Below are 18,614 nucleotides of genomic sequence, written 5' to 3' on the forward strand. Positions count from 1 at the left end.
TGGGCCGGATGAAGAATCGAAAAGTACCATTGCGCAAGTGTATTGCTAGTCAAGAAATGAAGCCAAAACGTGAACTCATTCGAATAGTCCGTTCAAAAGAAGGTGAACTCTCTATCGATCCAACAGGAAAGCAATCAGGTAGAGGTGCTTATCTATCGAAAGATAAGGAATGCATACTACTAGCAAAAAAGAAAAATATTCTTGAAAATCATTTAGACGTAAAAGTACCGGAATCATTCTATGACGAAATACTCGTTTTTCTTGAAAAGGAGCAGTAAAAAGGTTGAATCAAGAACGTTGGATGTCTTTATTAGGCCTTATCAATCGAGCAGGTCAGCTAATATCAGGGGAAGAATTAGTATTAAAGGAAATTCGAAAAGGCAAAGCGAAATTAGTCATTTTGTCATCGGACGCCTCTCATAATACTTCGAAAAAAATTACAGATAAATGTCTATTTTATAAGATCCCTATGAAAAGTGTTACCGACCGGTATATGTTAGGTCAGGCCATTGGAAAAGACGCTCGTGTAGTAGTAGCGGTTTTAGATAATGGATTTGCAAAGAAATTAGTGGAGTTGCTCGATTAATTTTCTTGGGGGTGAACGTATGAGTAAAATGCGTGTTTACGAATATGCGAAAAAACTTAATAAATCAAGTAAAGAAATTATTACTAAATTAACAGAAAACAATATCGAGGTAGCAAACCATATGTCAATGATTGATGAAAATGCAATAAAGATATTAGATACGGCTTATACCACTAATAATGAAAAGACTCAGGCTAAGAAGAGTGAAAGTAATAAACAGAAGCCTGAGCAAAAGAAAACTAAAAAAGAACCAATTTTACCAAGTACAGATCAAAGTGATTCGGATAATAGCGATGATGATAAGTACAATTACGACAATAAAAAAGCTAAAGGTCCTAAAAAGGTAAAAGCGAAGCAAGACAAAGAAAAGGATAAAACAGCTGATAATAAAATAACAAAACAAAATCCAAAGAACAAAAGGCAGCATCCTAATCACCAGCATCAACAAAATCAACAACAAGCACCTAAAAATGAAGAAAGTGCGAAAGTGGTTAAATACGAGGGATCACTAACAGTTGGTGAGCTTGCCAAAAAACTCAGCAAAGAGCCGTCTGAAATCATTAAAAAGTTAATGATGCTTGGGGTTATGGCAACTATTAATCAAGATTTAGATGATGATACAATTGAATTAATTGCATCGGAATTCGGAGTTGAGGTTCAAAAAGAAGTTGTCCTTGATATGACGGATCTTGACAGTTATATTGTTGAAGATAAGCCTGAAGAGTTAGTGGAAAGACCACCGGTAGTTACAATCATGGGTCACGTTGACCACGGTAAAACAACATTATTGGATTCTATTCGTCATGCGAAAGTTGCTGCAGGAGAAGCTGGTGGAATTACACAGCATATTGGAGCCTACCAAGTAGAGGTTAACGATAAAAAGATCACATTCCTTGATACTCCTGGACACGAAGCCTTTACAACAATGCGTGCTCGTGGTGCAAGTGTAACAGATATTACAATTCTAGTTGTTGCTGCTGACGACGGTGTAATGCCACAAACAAAAGAGGCGATCAACCATGCCAAAGCAGCAGGTGTTCCAATTATTGTTGCTGTTAATAAAATCGATAAAGAGAGTGCAAATCCTGACCGAGTTATGCAGGAATTAACTGAGTTTAATCTAATTCCTGAAAGCTGGGGCGGCGATACCATTTTTGTTATGCTATCTGCCCTTAAAGGTACAGGAATTGATGAGCTTTTAGAAATGATTTTATTAGTAAGTGAAGTTGAGGAATATAAGGCTAATCGTGAAAGACTAGCCGTTGGTACTGTAATTGAAGCTAATCTTGATAAAGGTCGTGGACCGGTTGCTACACTTCTTGTTCAAAATGGCACATTAAAGGTAGGAGACCCGATTGTTGTCGGCAGTACGTATGGCCGTGTCCGTGCCATGGTGAACGATCTTGGCCGTCGCGTTAAGGTAGCACCACCTTCAACACCTGTTGAAATTACTGGCTTGCATGAAGTTCCAAGTGCTGGAGACCGTTTTATCGTATTTGAGGATGAGAAAAAAGCTCGTCAAGTCGGTGAAGCCCGCGCTCAAAAGCATATTGAAGAACAACGCACGGAGCGAAACAAGGTAAGTCTAGAAGATTTATTTGAGCAAATCAAGCAAGGTGAAATGAAAGAAATTAATCTTATTGTCAAAGCCGATGTTCATGGTTCTGCTGAAGCAATGTCATCATCATTACAAAAGATTGATGTTGAAGGCGTTAAGGTTAAAATCATCCATACTGGTGTAGGTGCGATTACGGAGTCAGACGTTATACTAGCATCTGCTTCTAATGCGATTATCATTGGATTTAATGTTCGCCCTGATGTCAACGCTAAGAAGACTGCTGAAGTAGAAAACGTTGATATTCGTTTACACCGCATTATCTATAAAGCGATCGAAGAGATTGAAGCAGCTATGAAAGGTATGCTTGATCCTGAATTTGAAGAAAAAGTAATCGGTCAAGTAGAGGTTCGTAATACTTTTAAAGTGTCTAAAGTAGGAACTATTGCCGGATGTTATGTTACAGACGGAAAAGTTACCCGTGATTCAGGAATTCGTCTTGTTCGCGATGGTGTCGTTATTTTCGAAGGTGAAGTTGACACATTAAAACGCTTTAAAGACGATGCGAAGGAAGTAAGTCAAGGGTATGAGTGTGGTATGACGATCAAAAACTTTAATGATATTAAAGAAGGCGACATCATTGAAGCTTATGTGATGGAGGAAATCGAACGTAAATGATAGGTAGTGCATACTGTGAATGCATTATTTACGATGCGAATTCTATAGTCGTTTTTTAAAGTCGAGGTGATCTACATGACTAATATTCGTTCAACCAGAGTCGGAGAACAAATGAAAAAAGAATTAAGTGATATCATTGGCCGTAAAATCAAAGATCCTCGTATTGGTTTTGTCACTGTGACAGACGTTCAGGTAACAGGTGACTTGCAACAGGCTAAAGTTTTCATCACTGTCCTTGGTAATGAAGAGCAAAAACAAAATACATTAACAGCTCTAGCAAAGGCGAATGGTTTTATCCGTTCTGAAATAGGAAAAAGAATTCGTCTACGAAAAACACCTGAGATTTTCTTTGAGTTTGATGAATCGATTGAATACGGTAATCGAATCGAAACATTACTTGAACAATTACACAAGGAAAAAGAGTAAAAGTAACATTAATTCCAAGGATAGACTTTTGATAGTCTATCCTTTTCTGATAGGGGGGTAAAGATTGGAAGGAATTTTGCCGCTTTGGAAACCAAGAGGTATGACATCACATGATTGTGTTTTTAAAATAAGAAAATTGTTAAAGACAAAAAAGGTAGGGCACACAGGGACATTGGATCCAGATGTTGATGGAGTATTGCCAATTTGTGTGGGCCGTGCCACAAAAGTAGCTGAATATTTAACAGAATCGCAGAAAGCATATGGAGGTGAAGTGACCATTGGCACAGCTACTACAACCGAGGACGCATCAGGCGAGGTCGTTGAGAAAAAACCAATTATTGGACAAATAACAATAGAAGAACTTAAAGAAGTTTTACATGGGTTTCACGGTGAAATAACTCAAGTGCCGCCGATGTTTTCAGCCGTAAAAGTAAATGGAAAACGATTATATGAGTTTGCTCGTCAAGGAATCGAAGTGGAGCGCCCCGAGCGCACGATTACTATTTATGAATTCAAATTATTGGACTCCTTTGATTTTTTAGATCATAACAATAATAGTTTCCGCTTTTTCGTAAAAGCCAGCAAAGGAACTTACGTACGGACCTTAGCAGTGGATATAGGGAAGGCGCTTGGATACCCAGCTCATATGTCCAATTTAACAAGAGTTGCTTCGGGAAGCTTTACGTCAGAAGATTGCTTGACCTTTGAAGAAATTCAGGAAAGGTTGGAAAAAGGAGAATTAGAATTATTTCCATTAGAGAGAGCTATTTCCCATTTGACTAAATTAAAAATTAATGAAAAACTAGAGATGCAAGTGAAAAATGGACAAGTACTTTCGATTCCTGAAGGTTACGAAAATGAAAAAAGGTTTGTTCTATTAAATAATAATAACGATTGTGTTGCCATTTATATTCCACACCCAACTAAACAAGGGCTTATGAAACCAGAAAAGGTGATTAGAAATACATAGCAGGTGAAGGTATGAAAATTATAGAATTAAAACATCCGCATTCAATCAATCAACAAGATTTACCACCCATCGTTTTAGCATTAGGCTATTTTGATGGGGTGCATCTTGGGCATCAAAAGGTGATAAAAACCGCTAAAGCTAAGGCGGAAGAATTGGGGATTAACAGTGCAGTTATGACATTTTATCCCCATCCATCTGTAGTTCTGCGTAAATCAAATGCACATGCGGCATGCATTACATCGATCAAAGATAAGGCTGAAGAAATTGAAAAGATTGGAATTGATTATTTATTTATTGTCGACTTTACACCTTCTTTTGCAGAACTCCTACCGCAGCAATTTGTAGATCAATATATTATCGGATTACATGGTAAACATGTAGTAGCCGGCTTTGATTATACATATGGAAGGCTTGGGAAGGGAACAATGGAAACTTTACCTTTTCATTCAAGGGAAATGTTTACCCAAACTGTAGTGGAAAAAGTGGTGGAGAATAACGAGAAAATAAGTTCAACTTTAATTCGGGAGCTTATTCTTAATGGTGATATTGACACGCTTCCAACCTATCTTGGCCGATTTTATAAAACAAAAGGGATTGTTGTCCATGGAGAAAAACGGGGAAGAACGATCGGGTTTCCAACTGCTAATATCGAACATATTGATGAGTATATTTTACCGAGTACTGGTGTATATGCTGTTTATATTAGAGTATCTGGCAGTTGGTATAAGGGTGTCTTAAATATCGGCTACAAGCCAACCTTTCATGATCCTTCCACCGTTAAACTATCAGTTGAAGTTCATATTATTGATTTTAGTGACTCGATCTATGATCAAGAAGTTCAAGTAATGTGGATCAAACGAATTAGGTCTGAACAGAAATTTAATTCAATAGACGAATTAATAGCACAAATACAAAGGGATAAAGAAGCGGCGATCCGCCATTTAGAGACAATAAAAAGAGATAAAAACTTGCATTTTGTCTAAAACAATAGTATTCTATATATGCTAAAGAATATATATGAACCATTGCTTGGCAACGCGATTCACCAACGCTTGCTCGGTAATTGGGGATTAATGATGAGGAGGTGAATAGGATGGCTATCACACAAGAGCGTAAGCAAGAGCTTATCAATGAGTATAAAACTCATGAAAACGATACTGGTTCTCCAGAGGTTCAAATTGCTGTCCTAACTGAAGAGATTAACAATTTGAATGGTCATTTACGTGTCCACAAGAAAGATCATCATTCACGTCGTGGTCTTTTAAAGATGGTTGGTAAACGTCGTAACTTACTAACTTATCTTCGTAACAAAGACGTTACACGTTATCGTGAATTGATTCAAAGACTTGGATTACGTCGATAAGTATTTGCAAAAAGCGGGATTATTCCCGCTTTTTTGTTACATAAATTAATCATAACATTTTAGGTTATAAATAATACTATACAATTTTATTTACATAAGAGAGGGGTACTCGGATACATGGAACATGAAAAACAAATCTTCTCCATGGATTGGGCAGGCCGAAAGCTGACGGTAGAAATCGGTCAACTTGCAAAGCAAGCAAACGGTGCTTGTTTAATTCGATATGGAGAAACAGCTGTTTTGTCAACGGCTACAGCATCTAAAGAACCAAAAAGTTTAAGTTTCTTTCCTCTAACAGTCAATTATGAAGAACGTTTATATGCTGTTGGGAAAATTCCTGGAGGCTTTATTAAAAGGGAAGGTCGACCTAGTGAGAAAGCAATCTTGGCAAGCCGCTTAATTGACCGCCCGATTCGACCATTATTTGCTGATGGTTTTAGAAATGAAGTTCAGGTCATTAGCATCGTAATGAGTGTGGATCAAAACTGTTCGTCAGAAATGGCGGCAATGTTTGGTTCTTCATTGGCACTTTCTGTTTCTAATATTCCATTTGAAGGTCCGATCGCCGGTGTCACGGTGGGCCGAGTTGATAATGAATTTATTATTAATCCTACGGTTGAACAACAGGAAAAAAGTGATATTCACTTAGTTGTAGCAGGAACAAAGGATGCCATTAATATGGTTGAAGCAGGTGCTAAAGAAGTGCCTGAAGAAACAATGCTTGAAGCGATCATGTTCGGTCATGAAGAAATCAAAAGACTTATTGCCTTCCAAGAGGAAATAGTAAGTCAAGTTGGAAAAGAAAAAATGGAAGTCGAGCTTTATGAGGTAGATGCTGAGCTTGAAGCAGAAGTTCGTACGTTAGCTGAAGAAGATATTAAAAAAGCTGTTCAAGTTGCTGAAAAGCATGCCCGCGAAGATGCTATCAACGAAGTAAAAGCAAGTGTAAAAGCGAAGTTTGAAGAGCGAGAAGAGCTTCCAGAAGGAACGCTTGGGCAAGTGGACGAAATCATGTACAAGCTTGTTAAAGAAGAGGTTCGTCGCCTCATTACAAAAGAAAAAATTCGTCCTGACGGTCGTAAGATTGATGAAATTCGACCATTGTCATCAGAAGTTGGATTACTTCCAAGAACACATGGTTCAGGCCTTTTCACGCGTGGACAAACCCAGGCATTAAGTATTTGTACGCTTGGAGCTTTAGGTGATGTTCAAATTCTAGATGGATTAGGAATTGAAGAATCAAAACGATTTATGCATCACTATAACTTCCCGCAATTTAGCGTTGGGGAAACAGGACCAATTAGAGGACCAGGCCGTCGTGAAATTGGTCATGGAGCATTAGGAGAACGTGCATTAGAGCCGGTTATTCCATCTGAAAAAGATTTTCCTTATACAATCCGTCTAGTATCAGAAGTGCTTGAATCAAACGGATCGACATCACAGGCAAGCATTTGTGGCAGTACGCTTGCGATGATGGATGCCGGTGTGCCAATAAAAGCACCAGTTGCCGGTATTGCAATGGGACTTGTTAAATCAGGTGATGATTATACTGTTTTAACTGATATTCAAGGTATGGAAGACCATCTAGGTGATATGGACTTTAAAGTGGCCGGAACAACTAAAGGGGTTACAGCTTTACAAATGGATATTAAGATTGAGGGGTTATCACGAGAAATTCTAGAAGAAGCCCTCACTCAAGCCCAAAAAGGCCGTATGCAAATTTTAGAACATATGATGCAAACTATTTCTGAACCAAGAACTGCATTATCTCAATATGCTCCTAAGATTTTAACAATGAAGATTAATCCTGATAAAATCCGTGATGTCATTGGACCAAGTGGAAAGCAAATTAATAAAATCATTGAAGAAACTGGCGTAAAAATCGATATCGAACAAGATGGTACTGTCTTTATCGCTTCACCAGACATGGAAATGAATCAAAAAGCGAAGAAAATTATTGAGGATATTGTTCGTGAGGTTGAAGTAGGCCAAATGTATCTTGGAAAAGTAAAACGAATTGAAAAGTTCGGTGCTTTTGTTGAAATTTTCCAAGGTAAAGATGGACTTGTTCATATTTCTGAATTAGCTGAAGAGCGCGTAGGCAAGGTTGAAGATGTAGTATCTATCGGTGATGAGTTATTAGTAAAAGTAACGGAAATTGATAAGCAAGGAAGAATCAATCTTTCAAGAAAAGCGGTTCTTAAAGAGCAAAAGGAAAAACAGGAACAATCATAATGAGGAAGAAGCTGAAACTACAGCTTCTTTTTTTTTATTGGAACAGGTTACTCGTTGTCCAGCTCCAGGGCCAAGTGACTCATAAACTTCGCTAATTGGGCTCTTCCGCTTTTCGCAGTTCTAAGTCCTTGTTTTCATTCATAGTTTTTTATGAAGGAGGACGAGAACAAAATGAATAAATCGGCTTTGCAATTCGTAGGGTTTGCCTTTATTCTCTTAATAACCTTTGGAGCTATGCAGAACCCTTATACGTCTGATTATGTTGGAGCATTAAAAAAGATAGCAGTTACAGTTACAAAACAAAAAGATCCTCTTTTTGCAGAAATTGAACAAAAAAAGAATGAGTATGAAATTGCCCCGGAGGATGCCCGTATTGATAGAGTGTGGAAAGCAATGCCGGGATTAAATGGCCTAAAAGTTAACGTAGCAGAATCGTATAAAAGAATGAAAAAAGAAGGGGAATTTAATCCTGAAAAGTTAGTTTTTGATGAAGTACCACCGAAGGTAACTTTAAATGATCTACCACCATCACCCATATATCGGGGACATCCTGAAAAAACGATGGTTACTTTTTTAATTAATGTTGCGTGGGGAAATGAGTATATCCCCTCCATGTTAAAAACATTGGAAAAGCATCATGTAACAGCAACCTTTTTCTTAGATGGAAGCTGGGTTAAAAGGCACCCTGAATTTGCAAAAATGATTGTTGATGCTGGTCATGAAATAGGTAACCATGCCTACTCACACCCGAATATGAAAAATTTAACTCCAGATCAAATAAAGGAGGAAATTATTAAAACGAATGAAGTAATCAAAGCCACAACAGGTATTACGCCCAAATGGTTTGCTCCACCTAGCGGGAGCTACAAAGATGAAGTTGTAAAAATTGCTGCGGAAGAAAATATGAAGCTCATTATGTGGACTGTTGATACAGTGGATTGGAGGAAGCCGGATCCGGTGGAAATGGTAAACAGAGTGGCTAATAAAGTATCACCTGGTGCAATGATTCTCATGCATCCAACATCTTCAACAGCCGCTGGTTTAGAAAATCTTATTATTAGAATGAAGGAAAAAGAATACCAAATTGGAAATGTGTCAACATTATTAAGTGAAGAACGAGTAAAAAGCAAGAAGTAAAGGGAAAATATGAAATAGGTGACATACCTTGGTAATATTGATATGATGCAATAAGAAATATTGAAATATTAAACTTAATTCAGCTATTTTATTCAGCTATTATAGGAGGATTTCGCTTGATTAAAAAGTATACTTGCCAAAATGGTGTTAGAGTTGTACTCGAAAATATCCCCACTGTCCGCTCAGTAGCCATTGGTGTATGGATTGGAACAGGTTCACGTAATGAAACAAAAGAAAATAATGGGATTTCTCATTTTTTGGAGCATATGATTTTTAAAGGTACAAAAACAAGAACTGCTAAAGATATTGCCGAAAGCTTTGATAGTATTGGCGGTCAGGTAAATGCATTTACGTCTAAAGAATACACATGCTATTACGCAAAAGTATTAGATGAACATTCAGATTTTGCCTTAGAAGTTTTAGCGGATATGTTCTTTAATTCAACTTTTGATGAAGAGGAATTAAAAAAGGAGAAGAATGTTGTCCTTGAAGAAATAAAGATGTACGAAGATACACCGGATGATATCGTTCACGATATTTTAAGCAAAGCAACATTCGGGAACCATCCACTTGCCTATCCAATTTTGGGTACTGAGGAAACTTTGGCAACCTTTACCGGTGATTCTTTAAGAAATTATGTTAATCATTATTATACCCCTGATAATGTTGTAATCTCGATTGCAGGAAATATTAATGAAGCATTTATTAAAGAAGTTGAAAACTATTTTGGTCATTATGAATCGAAATACACAAGACCAGAATATAGTGCTCCTTCCATTATTGATGAAAAAATTGCCAGGAAAAAGGATACGGAACAAGCCCATTTATGTATCGGGTTTAATGGTTTACAGGTTGGCCATGAAGATATTTATTCCCTGATTGTGTTAAACAATGTACTTGGGGGAAGCATGTCAAGTCGGCTATTCCAAGATGTACGTGAGGCTAGGGGGCTCGCTTATTCTATTTTTAGCTACCATTCTGCGTTTTTAGATAATGGTTTATTAGCCATATATGGTGGGACAGCAAGCAACCAATTAGATATTTTATTTGAAACCATCCAAGATACATTAACAACCTTAAAACGAACTGGGTTAACTGAAAAAGAATTAACGAATAGCAAGGAACAGCTTAAAGGCAGCTTAATGCTAAGCCTTGAAAGCACAAATAGCCGAATGAGCCGTAATGGGAAAAATGAATTATTACTAAAGCGTCATCGCTCATTAAATGAAGTTTTAGAACAGATCTCAGCAGTTACTTTAGATTCCGTTAACCATTTTGCGGACACGATCTTTACCGATCAATATTCTGTAGCTTTAATTAGTCCGGAAGGAAAATTGCCAACTAATATTCAATAGATATTGAGGAGGCGTCAAGATGAGACTAAGTGAAATGAATGGAAAAGAAATTATTGATCTAAAAAAAGGAGAACGGATGGGTGTTCTTGGTCAGGCTGATTTAGAAATCGATGAGAATACTGGGCATATAAAGGCCTTTCTCATCCCGACGATGAAATGGTTTGGGTTCAAGAAAAACGGTACAGAAGTTCGAATTCCATGGAGAAATATTAAGAAAATTGGCAGTGATATGATCATTATCGATTTTAATGATGAGTTTTAAAAGGTTGGTCCCTATGGGATCAGCCTTTTTTTATTCACCTTCCTTTCATGCCATTCATATGATGTGGAAGAACAAAACTTAGGCTATTTCGACATCTTTACATGATTATTTTACCCATTAAAGAAGGTGAAAATGAAATGTTAACAGATTTGCATATTGCTGTTATTGGTGGTGATGCCCGTCAATTAGAGGTAATCCGTAAATTAACAGAATTAGATGCAAAGTTATCTTTAGTTGGATTTAATCAACTAGATCACGTTTTTTCCGGGTCCTCCAAAAAAGAAATTGACGAGCTGGACTTTACCGAAATTGATGCCATCATTTTGCCTGTTAAAGGTACAAATATGACAGGAGAGGTGGAGACCATTTTTTCGAACGAAAAGATAGTCTTACAACAAGAAATGCTTAAAAAGACCCCTGAACACTGCATTGTATTTTCGGGTATTAGCAATCAATATTTAGACGGGATTTGTACTGATTCAGGACGGAAGCTAATCAAACTTTTTGAACGAAACGATGTTGCCATTTACAACTCGATCCCAACGGTAGAGGGAACGATTATGATGGCGATTCAACATACGGATATTACAATACATGGCTCCAATGTTGTTGTTATTGGTTTAGGTAGAGTAGGAATGTCGGTTGCAAGAACCTTTGCCTGTCTAGGGGCAAAAGTGAAGGTCGGTGCCCGAAAATTAGAGGATATTGCAAGAATTACGGAAATGGGATTAAAGCCGTTTTTTACATCGAATTTAATTGATGAGGTTGAACAGGCCGATATTGTTATTAATACAGTACCTTATCTAGTTGTAACAGCGAAGGTCATTTCAAAAATGCCGCTGCATACGGTCATTATCGATTTAGCCTCAAAACCGGGAGGTACAGACTTTAGATATGCAGAGAAAAGGGGCATAAAAGCATTGTTGGCACCAAGTTTACCCGGCATAGTAGCCCCGAAAACTGCCGGTAAAATCGTGGCTAATGTTATTTCTCAAATACTCAACGAAGAGCTGCAACTAGGAAAGGAGAAATCATAAATGACTCTTAAAGGTAAGCGAATTGGATTTGGATTAACAGGCTCCCATTGTACGTATGATGCTGTTATGCCGCAAATTGAAAAACTCATTCAAGCAGGTGCAGATGTTAGACCTGTCGCTACCCATACAGTGAAAAGCACGACAACAAGATTTGGAAAAGGGGAAGAATGGTTAGTAAAACTTGAGGAAATGACAGGTAATCAGGTCATTACTACCATCGTTGAAGCTGAACCATTAGGACCTAAAATGCCTTTAGATTGTATGGTAATCGCACCTTTAACAGGTAATTCAATGAGCAAATTAGCCAATGCTTTGACCGATTCACCGGTATTAATGGCAGCTAAGGCTACATTAAGAAATCTAAATCCAGTTGTTTTAGGTATTTCGACAAATGATGCCTTAGGTTTAAACGGAATGAATTTAATGAAATTAATGGCGACTAAAAATATATATTTTATTCCTTTTGGGCAGGATGACCCGATCAAAAAGCCCAATTCAATTGTTGCCAGAATGGATGCACTAGTTGATACTGTAGAGGCGGCCATTTTAGGACGGCAATTTCAACCTGTATTAATAGAAAGATATCGTGATGGTGAATAATCCGATTTTCTGTTAATATTAAAGTTGGTCATAAAAGTTCTTTCTTTCATGACGGAATATGATAAAATAAACTTTATAATTTTAAAATTTCAAAAAATGGTTCTATTCAATAATGGTAATAGAGGGAAGGGGAAAAGTATGGAAAATGTAAAAGGATACCATGTAGCAGTAGTTGGAGCAACAGGAGCAGTAGGGGAGAAAATGTTATCTACACTAGAGAAAAGAAACTTCCCAATTTCAAAACTAACATTACTATCTTCAGAACGTTCAGCAGGCAAAAAGCTTTTATTCAAAGGTGAAGAGCATGTTGTTCAGGTGGCTAAGCCTGAAAGCTTTGAAGGTGTTGACATTGCATTATTTAGTGCCGGTGGATCAGTTTCAAAACAATTAGCACCGGAAGCAGCAAAAAGAGGAGCAATTTGTGTAGATAACACAAGTGCATTTCGGATGGACCCAGAGGTTCCATTAGTAGTACCAGAAGTGAATGAGGCTGATATTCATCAGCATAAAGGAATTATTGCTAATCCAAACTGCTCAACTATTCAAATGGTTGTAGCATTAGAACCAATTAGAAAAGCATTGGGCTTGAATAAGGTTATTGTTTCCACGTACCAAGCAGTATCAGGTGCAGGTGCAATGGCAATTAAAGAAATGAAAGAGCAATCCCAAGCGATATTAAATGGGGAAGCATTTACACCAGAAATTTTACCATGTGGTGCAGATAAAAAGCATTACCAAATTGCCTTCAATGCCATTCCACAAATCGATAAGTTTACAGAAAATGGCTTCACGTTTGAAGAAATGAAAATGATTAATGAAACTAAGAAAATTATGCACATGCCTGAATTATCTGTAGCGGCAACATGTGTGAGAATCCCTGTGGAATATGGACATTCTGAGTCAGTTTATATTGAAGTGGAGAAAGAAGGCGTTACTGTCCAAGAGTTGAAGGACCTTTTAGCTTCTGCTGAAGGAATTATTTTAGAAGATCAGCCTGAGGAGCAAGTATACCCAATGGCATCTACTGCTGCTGGTAAATTTGAAACATTTGTTGGCCGTATTCGCAAAGATTTGGATAATGACAAAGGATTCCATATGTGGATCGTATCTGATAATTTATTAAAAGGTGCTGCATGGAATTCAGTTCAAATTGCTGAGCGCTTGATTTCATTAGGGATTGTTAAATAAATCTAAATGATATATTCAACTTGGCACTAGAATAAAAATTATAACTACAACTTAGAAGAGGTGTCTCGATGAAAATCATCGTCCAAAAGTTTGGCGGAACATCAGTTAAGGACGAAGATAGCAGGGTTCGTGCTAAATCACATATTGAAAAAGCTTTGAGTAATGGTTATAAGGTCGTTGTAGTTGTATCGGCAATGGGGAGAAAAGGTGATCCCTATGCGACTGATACACTACAAAGCCTTGTAAACGTCTCAAAGATCAGTAATCGTGAGCACGATTTATTACTTTCCTGTGGCGAAACGATATCTGCCATTGTTTTTTCGAATATGCTAAATACAAACGGAATACCTACAATAGCCTTGACAGGCGCACAGGCAGGTTTTCATACAAATGATGAGCATTCAAACGCAAAAATAATAGAAATGAAATGTGACCGTGTGCTAGAGGAACTTGAAACTCATGATGTTGTCGTAGTTGCAGGATTTCAAGGGTCTTCCAAAGCTGGTGAAGTAACCACTCTTGGTAGAGGCGGCAGCGACACATCGGCAGCGGCATTGGGTGTAGCCCTAAACGCAGAATTTATTGATATTTTCACAGATGTGGAAGGTGTAATGACCGCTGATCCTCGAATTGTGGAGGGGGCACGTCCTTTAACAGTTATGACCTACAATGAGATCTGTAATCTAGCACATCAAGGTGCAAAGGTCATTCACCCCCGTGCAGTTGAAATAGCAATGCAGGCAAAGGTTCCACTTAGAGTACGTTCAACATATTCAAATGGACCAGGAACACTGGTTACTTCGGCTGTTGTGAATACAAAAGGCAGTGACATTCACGATCGGGTTGTTACTGGTATTGCGCACGTTCCCAATGTTACACAAATAACAGTAACACCGATTGAAGGGCATTATAATATTCAATCTGAAGTTTTCAAAGCAATGGCTCAAGAAGGAATTAGTGTAGATTTTATTAATATTTCACCAAATGCAATCATATATACAGTAATGGACAAAATGACAGACCGTGCAATTGCCGTATTAAAGGAATTAGGCTATGAGCCAAAGGTAATTCGAAGCTGTGCTAAAGTTTCAGCGGTTGGTGCAGGCATGACAGGAGTTCCTGGAGTTACGGCTAGAATTGTAAGTGCTCTTTCTAAGGAAGGGATTCAAATTCTTCAGTCAGCTGATAGTCATACAACCATTTGGGTTCTCGTTCATGAGGAAGACATGGTTCGGGCTGTAAATTCATTGCATGACGAATTTTGTCAATAGAAAGCGAAGCGACCGTCAAGCGAAGTCTACTAGTCGCTGGGAGCTGTAGCTGGACTGTGAAATATGAATTTTGTAAGGGGTTGAACAAAATGGTTTTTGGTCGTGTCGGTACAGCCATGGTAACACCATTTGATGTAAATGGTAATATTGACTTTGATAGGGCTACGGATTTAGTGAACTATTTGTTGGATAATGGAACGGATTCGCTGATTGTGGCTGGAACGACAGGAGAATCTCCTACTCTAACAACAGAAGAAAAAGTCGCTTTATATCGCCACGTCGTGGAGGTGGTAAATGGAAGAGTTCCAGTAGTTGCGGGGACTGGTAGCAATAATACTCGCGCCTCAATTGAACTGACGAAAAAAGCAGAAAAGGCTGGAGTAACTGCCGTCATGCTTGTTGCCCCTTACTACAACAAACCTGACCAAGATGGGTTATATGAGCATTTTAAGGCAATAGCAACTGAAACGAATCTGCCGGTTATGATCTACAATATTCCGGGGCGTTGCAGTATTAATATATCTGTAGATACAATTATTAAATTATCGAAAGTTAAAAATATCGTTGCTGTGAAGGAAGCGAGCGGAGACTTAAATGCAATGGCGGAAATTATTTCACTGACGGATGACGATTTTTATTTATACACCGGTGATGATAGCAACACATTGCCAGTGTTATCAATCGGCGGTAGAGGTGTTATTTCTGTCGCATCCCACATTATTGGAAATGAAATGCAAGAAATGATTTCACTATTCGAAAACGGAGATGTAAAAAAAGCAGCCCAATTACACCGGCGCTTATTGCCAATCATGAAAGGGCTGTTTATCGGACCTAATCCGGTGCCGCTTAAGTATGCATTACAGGCAAAAGGGATTGACACTGGTTCCGTAAGGTTACCGTTAGTCCCATTGCAAAAGGAAAAGCAATTAATAATTGATGATTTATTAAAAAAATACTAAATGATTGAAATTCTAAACGAGCCTATATTTAGGCTCGTTTTTACTTGTACTAAAATTCTTCCATACGGTATAATAAATGCAAGTGACTTAGAGCGGTTCAAAACTGAATAGGAGGATAAGAATTGGTAAAGAAAGAAAACAATCCAGTTAGAATATTTGCTCTTGGGGGCCTAGGGGAAATCGGTAAAAATATGTATGTCGTTGAGGTAGGTCCTGAAATCTTTGTCATCGATGCTGGATTAAAATTACCGGAAGATGAATTGCTTGGAATCGATGCTGTAATCCCAGATATTACATATCTACAAGAAAATGTTTCTCGAATTAAAGGGATCTTTCTTACCCATGGGCATGAGGACCATATTGGGTCGTTAGCTTATGTCTTAAGACGTATCCGGGTTCCAATATATGGAACAAAGTTGACGATTGGGTTAGTTGCCAATTTATTAGAGGAATCTGGACTGAAATATGGTAATTTGTTAAAGGAAATTCATGCGGATACGGTTTTGGAATTTGAATATGCTAGTGTATCTTTTTTTAGGACAACTCATAGTATTCCGGATTCGGTGGGGATTGTAGTACATACTTCACATGGAGCGGTCGTTCATACGGGGGACTTTAAATTAGATCAAACACCAGCAGACGGTGTTCGCTTTGACTTCTTTAAAATGTCTAGGCTCGGAAAAGAAGGTGTTCTTTGTCTATTATCTGATAGCACGAATGCTGAAATTCCTGGCACGACAGGATCTGAAAGCTCAGTAGGTGAAGAACTATGTGATTGTATACGAACTGCTGAAGGTCGTGTTATTGTTGCAACTTTCGCATCCAATATTCATCGTATACAACAAGTATTTGATGCAGCTGTGCTGACGGATAGAAAGGTTGCTATTATTGGCAATAGTATGAAACGGGTTATCGAAATATCGATGGAGCTTGGATATATCGACATTCCAGAAAAATTAATGATACCGATTTCAGAAATTGAAAAGTGGAATGATCAACGTGTTCTTATCTTGACTACTGGTGTTCAAGGAGAACCTTTAGAGGCCTTGGCAAGAATGGCAGGTAAATCACATAAGCAAACCTCTATTAAACCAGATGATACTGTCATTATTGCAGCTTCAACCATACCAGGTCATGAAAAGCTTGTTTCAACTACGATAGATTTACTTTTCAGGACAGGAGCTAATGTTATTTACGGGCAAAGAAAAATAAATGTCTCCGGTCACGCCAGTCAAGAAGAGTTAAAAATGATGATCAGTGTCATGAACCCTATGTTTTTTATCCCGATCCAAGGGGAATATAAAATGCAGCGGGCCCATGCTAAGATTGCTGAATCTACAGGGATGGATTCAGACCAAATCTTTTTAATGGAAAATGGAGATGTATTTGAGTTTAAAAATGATCAAGCACGAATAGCGGGGAAAATTCCAGCTGGCAATGTGTTAATAGATGGCCTAGGGATTGGTGATGTCGGTAATATTGTTTTAAGAGATCGACGACTATTATCTCAAGATGGCATATTAATCGTCGTAGTTACTCTATCAAAAGAAAAGAATCAAATTATTTCTGGACCTGAAATCATTTCAAGAGGATTTGTATATGTTAGAGAATCCGAAGAATTATTTGATAAATCAAACGAAATCGTGCAGCAGATTATTATGAAGTGCATGAAAGATCGTACAATCGATTGGTCTACATTAAAAACAAGTATACGAGAATCGCTTAGTCACTTTTTATTCGAAAAAACAAAAAGAAGACCAATGATTTTGCCGATCATAATGGAAATTTAAAAAGCGGAACTGACCACATTTGGTCAGTTCTTTTCTTTTATAGAATTAAATGCTCTGTTGGGATTCATACTATAGATACTTTGATTTAATGAAAGGAGTTCCATTATGGCAAATTTCGAAAACAAACCGTCTATGGAGCAAAGCGATTCCGATCAGGAACAAAAAGATGTTAAAGATTCTTTAGTAGATAAAATTCAACAATTAGGGCAAACAAATGTACCGCAAATGGGACAGGAATCAAATATACATTGCTTAACAATCATTGGACAAATTGAAGGTCATATGCAATTACCACCGCAAAATAAAACGACAAAGTATGAACATTTAATTCCACAAATTGTAGCGATTGAGCAAAATCCGAAAATTGAAGGGTTATTACTAATTTTGAATACGGTCGGTGGTGATGTTGAGGCCGGTCTTGCTATTTCTGAAATGATTGCATCATTATCGAAGCCGACCGTGTCGATTGTACTCGGTGGTGGTCATTCGATCGGAGTTCCGATTGCGGTAAGTGCTGATTATTCGTTTATTGCTGAAACAGCAACGATGACCATCCACCCTGTTCGTCTAACAGGTCTTGTCATTGGGGTCCCACAAACGTTTGAATACTTAGATAAGATGCAAGATAGAGTTGTCTCATTTGTTACATCGCATTCTAACATAACAGAAGATCGTTTTAAGGAACTAATGCTTTCAAAAGGGAATCTAACCCGTGATATTGGTACAAATGTTGTTGGAAAGGATGCAGTAAAATACGGTCTTATTAATGAGGTTGGAGGGGTAGGTAAAGCAATTGCAAAATTAAACCAATTAATTGAGGAAAAACGGATGACTACCTCAACCTCAACTAATGAAAGTGAGATTCTGCAATGATCATGTATACGACAATGCCGCATGAATTAATTTTTCAAGAAAACCTTGATTCCTACTCAAAACAGTCCATTATAAATGTCAATGGCTTATCATTAGTAGTGGAGCCACTTTCTAATGAAGAGTGCCGAGTTGTCCAAGTTTTAAGTACAAATCCATACGATTTTTTAAATAATGCTTACTCACCGGGATCAATTATCATGTTGAAACCACAATTTTAAGTCGATTTTATTAACATTATGGTATAATAAATAAAAACGAACGAAGCAGCCTTTTACTCGGCTGCTTTCCTTTTTTATACTTTTTAACTTTATTCATTGAATAAAGTTAAA

The 18,614-nt window shown here is 37.7% G+C and carries 19 protein-coding genes; all 19 read left to right on the forward strand.

The features are described from left to right. The first annotated feature begins 8 nt into the window (after nt 1-8). The 19 genes from rnpM to BAZO_RS15545 all read left to right on the forward strand — a co-directional run bounded on the left by rnpM (nt 9) and on the right by BAZO_RS15545 (nt 18,503). Nucleotides 9-278: an RNase P modulator RnpM gene (rnpM, locus tag BAZO_RS15455; protein WP_003332582.1), complete on the forward strand. Its 270-nt coding sequence runs from the start codon at nt 9-11 to the stop codon at nt 276-278. 5 nt (nt 279-283) lie between these two features. Continuing rightward, nucleotides 284-586: a YlxQ family RNA-binding protein gene (locus BAZO_RS15460; RefSeq protein WP_003332583.1), complete on the forward strand. Its 303-nt coding sequence runs from the start codon at nt 284-286 to the stop codon at nt 584-586. A gap of 19 nt (nt 587-605) precedes the next feature. Continuing rightward, entirely contained in the window at nt 606-2,819 is a 2,214-nt protein-coding gene (gene infB, locus BAZO_RS15465) for a translation initiation factor IF-2 (protein ID WP_003332585.1), read from the forward strand. 75 nt (nt 2,820-2,894) lie between these two features. Further along, the gene (gene rbfA / locus BAZO_RS15470; protein ID WP_003332586.1) at nt 2,895-3,245 is read left to right on the forward strand and encodes a 30S ribosome-binding factor RbfA; all 351 of its coding nucleotides are present in this window, start codon (nt 2,895-2,897) and stop codon (nt 3,243-3,245) included. 64 nt (nt 3,246-3,309) lie between these two features. Further along, nucleotides 3,310-4,215, forward strand: coding sequence for a tRNA pseudouridine(55) synthase TruB (gene truB, locus BAZO_RS15475; RefSeq protein ID WP_003332587.1), 906 nt, complete (start codon nt 3,310-3,312; stop codon nt 4,213-4,215). 11 nt (nt 4,216-4,226) lie between these two features. Continuing rightward, nucleotides 4,227-5,198 (forward strand): bifunctional riboflavin kinase/FAD synthetase, encoded by a 972-nt coding sequence (ribF, locus tag BAZO_RS15480; RefSeq protein WP_003332588.1) that lies wholly within the window; start codon nt 4,227-4,229, stop codon nt 5,196-5,198. Between the two features lie 110 nt (nt 5,199-5,308). Next, a complete protein-coding gene (gene rpsO, locus BAZO_RS15485; protein WP_003332590.1) occupies nt 5,309-5,578 on the forward strand; it encodes a 30S ribosomal protein S15 in 270 nt (89 codons plus the stop codon). A gap of 117 nt (nt 5,579-5,695) precedes the next feature. Further along, a complete protein-coding gene (gene pnp, locus BAZO_RS15490; protein ID WP_003332591.1) occupies nt 5,696-7,813 on the forward strand; it encodes a polyribonucleotide nucleotidyltransferase in 2,118 nt (705 codons plus the stop codon). 171 nt (nt 7,814-7,984) lie between these two features. After that, a complete protein-coding gene (locus tag BAZO_RS15495; RefSeq protein WP_003332592.1) occupies nt 7,985-8,950 on the forward strand; it encodes a polysaccharide deacetylase family protein in 966 nt (321 codons plus the stop codon). Between the two features lie 116 nt (nt 8,951-9,066). Further along, on the forward strand, nt 9,067-10,305 hold the full coding sequence (locus tag BAZO_RS15500) for a M16 family metallopeptidase (RefSeq protein WP_003332593.1): 1,239 nt from the start codon (nt 9,067-9,069) through the stop codon (nt 10,303-10,305). 19 nt (nt 10,306-10,324) lie between these two features. Continuing rightward, nucleotides 10,325-10,567 (forward strand): YlmC/YmxH family sporulation protein, encoded by a 243-nt coding sequence (locus tag BAZO_RS15505; protein ID WP_003332594.1) that lies wholly within the window; start codon nt 10,325-10,327, stop codon nt 10,565-10,567. 137 nt (nt 10,568-10,704) lie between these two features. After that, complete coding sequence (gene dpaA / locus BAZO_RS15510; RefSeq protein ID WP_003332595.1) at nt 10,705-11,604, forward strand: dipicolinic acid synthetase subunit A; 900 nt, start codon at nt 10,705-10,707, stop codon at nt 11,602-11,604. Then, on the forward strand, nt 11,605-12,204 hold the full coding sequence (locus BAZO_RS15515) for a dipicolinate synthase subunit B (RefSeq protein ID WP_003332596.1): 600 nt from the start codon (nt 11,605-11,607) through the stop codon (nt 12,202-12,204). Between the two features lie 138 nt (nt 12,205-12,342). Continuing rightward, a complete protein-coding gene (locus BAZO_RS15520) occupies nt 12,343-13,392 on the forward strand; it encodes an aspartate-semialdehyde dehydrogenase (protein ID WP_003332597.1) in 1,050 nt (349 codons plus the stop codon). A 68-nt stretch (nt 13,393-13,460) separates the two neighbouring features. Further along, on the forward strand, nt 13,461-14,663 hold the full coding sequence (dapG, locus tag BAZO_RS15525; RefSeq protein WP_003332598.1) for an aspartate kinase: 1,203 nt from the start codon (nt 13,461-13,463) through the stop codon (nt 14,661-14,663). 89 nt (nt 14,664-14,752) lie between these two features. Beyond that, nucleotides 14,753-15,622, forward strand: a complete 870-nt coding sequence (dapA, locus tag BAZO_RS15530; protein WP_003332599.1) for a 4-hydroxy-tetrahydrodipicolinate synthase — start codon at nt 14,753-14,755, stop codon at nt 15,620-15,622. 122 nt (nt 15,623-15,744) lie between these two features. Continuing rightward, a complete protein-coding gene (locus BAZO_RS15535) occupies nt 15,745-17,412 on the forward strand; it encodes a ribonuclease J (RefSeq protein WP_003332600.1) in 1,668 nt (555 codons plus the stop codon). 132 nt (nt 17,413-17,544) lie between these two features. After that, entirely contained in the window at nt 17,545-18,285 is a 741-nt protein-coding gene (locus tag BAZO_RS15540; RefSeq protein WP_035193799.1) for a ClpP family protease, read from the forward strand. Continuing rightward, nucleotides 18,282-18,503 carry a YlzJ-like family protein gene (locus BAZO_RS15545; protein WP_003332603.1) on the forward strand — a complete coding sequence of 74 codons (222 nt, stop codon included), beginning with the start codon at nt 18,282-18,284 and terminating at the stop codon, nt 18,501-18,503. The genes BAZO_RS15540 and BAZO_RS15545 overlap by 4 nt, the downstream gene beginning before the upstream one ends. Nucleotides 18,504-18,614 lie beyond the last annotated feature (111 nt).

This window comes from Schinkia azotoformans LMG 9581, assembly GCF_000307855.1.
In the GTDB taxonomy this organism is placed as follows: domain Bacteria; phylum Bacillota; class Bacilli; order Bacillales; family Bacillaceae_J; genus Schinkia; species Schinkia azotoformans.

Bases quoted from the DNA above. Each gene is read 5' to 3' on its own strand.
- BAZO_RS15545 (WP_003332603.1), top strand. From the start codon at position 18,282: ATGATCATGTATACGACAATGCCGCATGAATTAATTTTTCAAGAAAAC.
- rbfA (WP_003332586.1), top strand. From the start codon at position 2,895: ATGACTAATATTCGTTCAACCAGAGTCGGAGAACAAATGAAAAAAGAA.
- dapA (WP_003332599.1), top strand. From the start codon at position 14,753: ATGGTTTTTGGTCGTGTCGGTACAGCCATGGTAACACCATTTGATGTA.
- rnpM (WP_003332582.1), top strand. From the start codon at position 9: ATGAAGAATCGAAAAGTACCATTGCGCAAGTGTATTGCTAGTCAAGAA.
- pnp (WP_003332591.1), top strand. From the start codon at position 5,696: ATGGAACATGAAAAACAAATCTTCTCCATGGATTGGGCAGGCCGAAAG.
- BAZO_RS15515 (WP_003332596.1), top strand. From the start codon at position 11,605: ATGACTCTTAAAGGTAAGCGAATTGGATTTGGATTAACAGGCTCCCAT.
- BAZO_RS15505 (WP_003332594.1), top strand. From the start codon at position 10,325: ATGAGACTAAGTGAAATGAATGGAAAAGAAATTATTGATCTAAAAAAA.
- ribF (WP_003332588.1), top strand. From the start codon at position 4,227: ATGAAAATTATAGAATTAAAACATCCGCATTCAATCAATCAACAAGAT.
- BAZO_RS15540 (WP_035193799.1), top strand. From the start codon at position 17,545: ATGGAGCAAAGCGATTCCGATCAGGAACAAAAAGATGTTAAAGATTCT.
- infB (WP_003332585.1), top strand. From the start codon at position 606: ATGAGTAAAATGCGTGTTTACGAATATGCGAAAAAACTTAATAAATCA.
- rpsO (WP_003332590.1), top strand. From the start codon at position 5,309: ATGGCTATCACACAAGAGCGTAAGCAAGAGCTTATCAATGAGTATAAA.
- BAZO_RS15495 (WP_003332592.1), top strand. From the start codon at position 7,985: ATGAATAAATCGGCTTTGCAATTCGTAGGGTTTGCCTTTATTCTCTTA.
- dapG (WP_003332598.1), top strand. From the start codon at position 13,461: ATGAAAATCATCGTCCAAAAGTTTGGCGGAACATCAGTTAAGGACGAA.
- dpaA (WP_003332595.1), top strand. From the start codon at position 10,705: ATGTTAACAGATTTGCATATTGCTGTTATTGGTGGTGATGCCCGTCAA.
- BAZO_RS15520 (WP_003332597.1), top strand. From the start codon at position 12,343: ATGGAAAATGTAAAAGGATACCATGTAGCAGTAGTTGGAGCAACAGGA.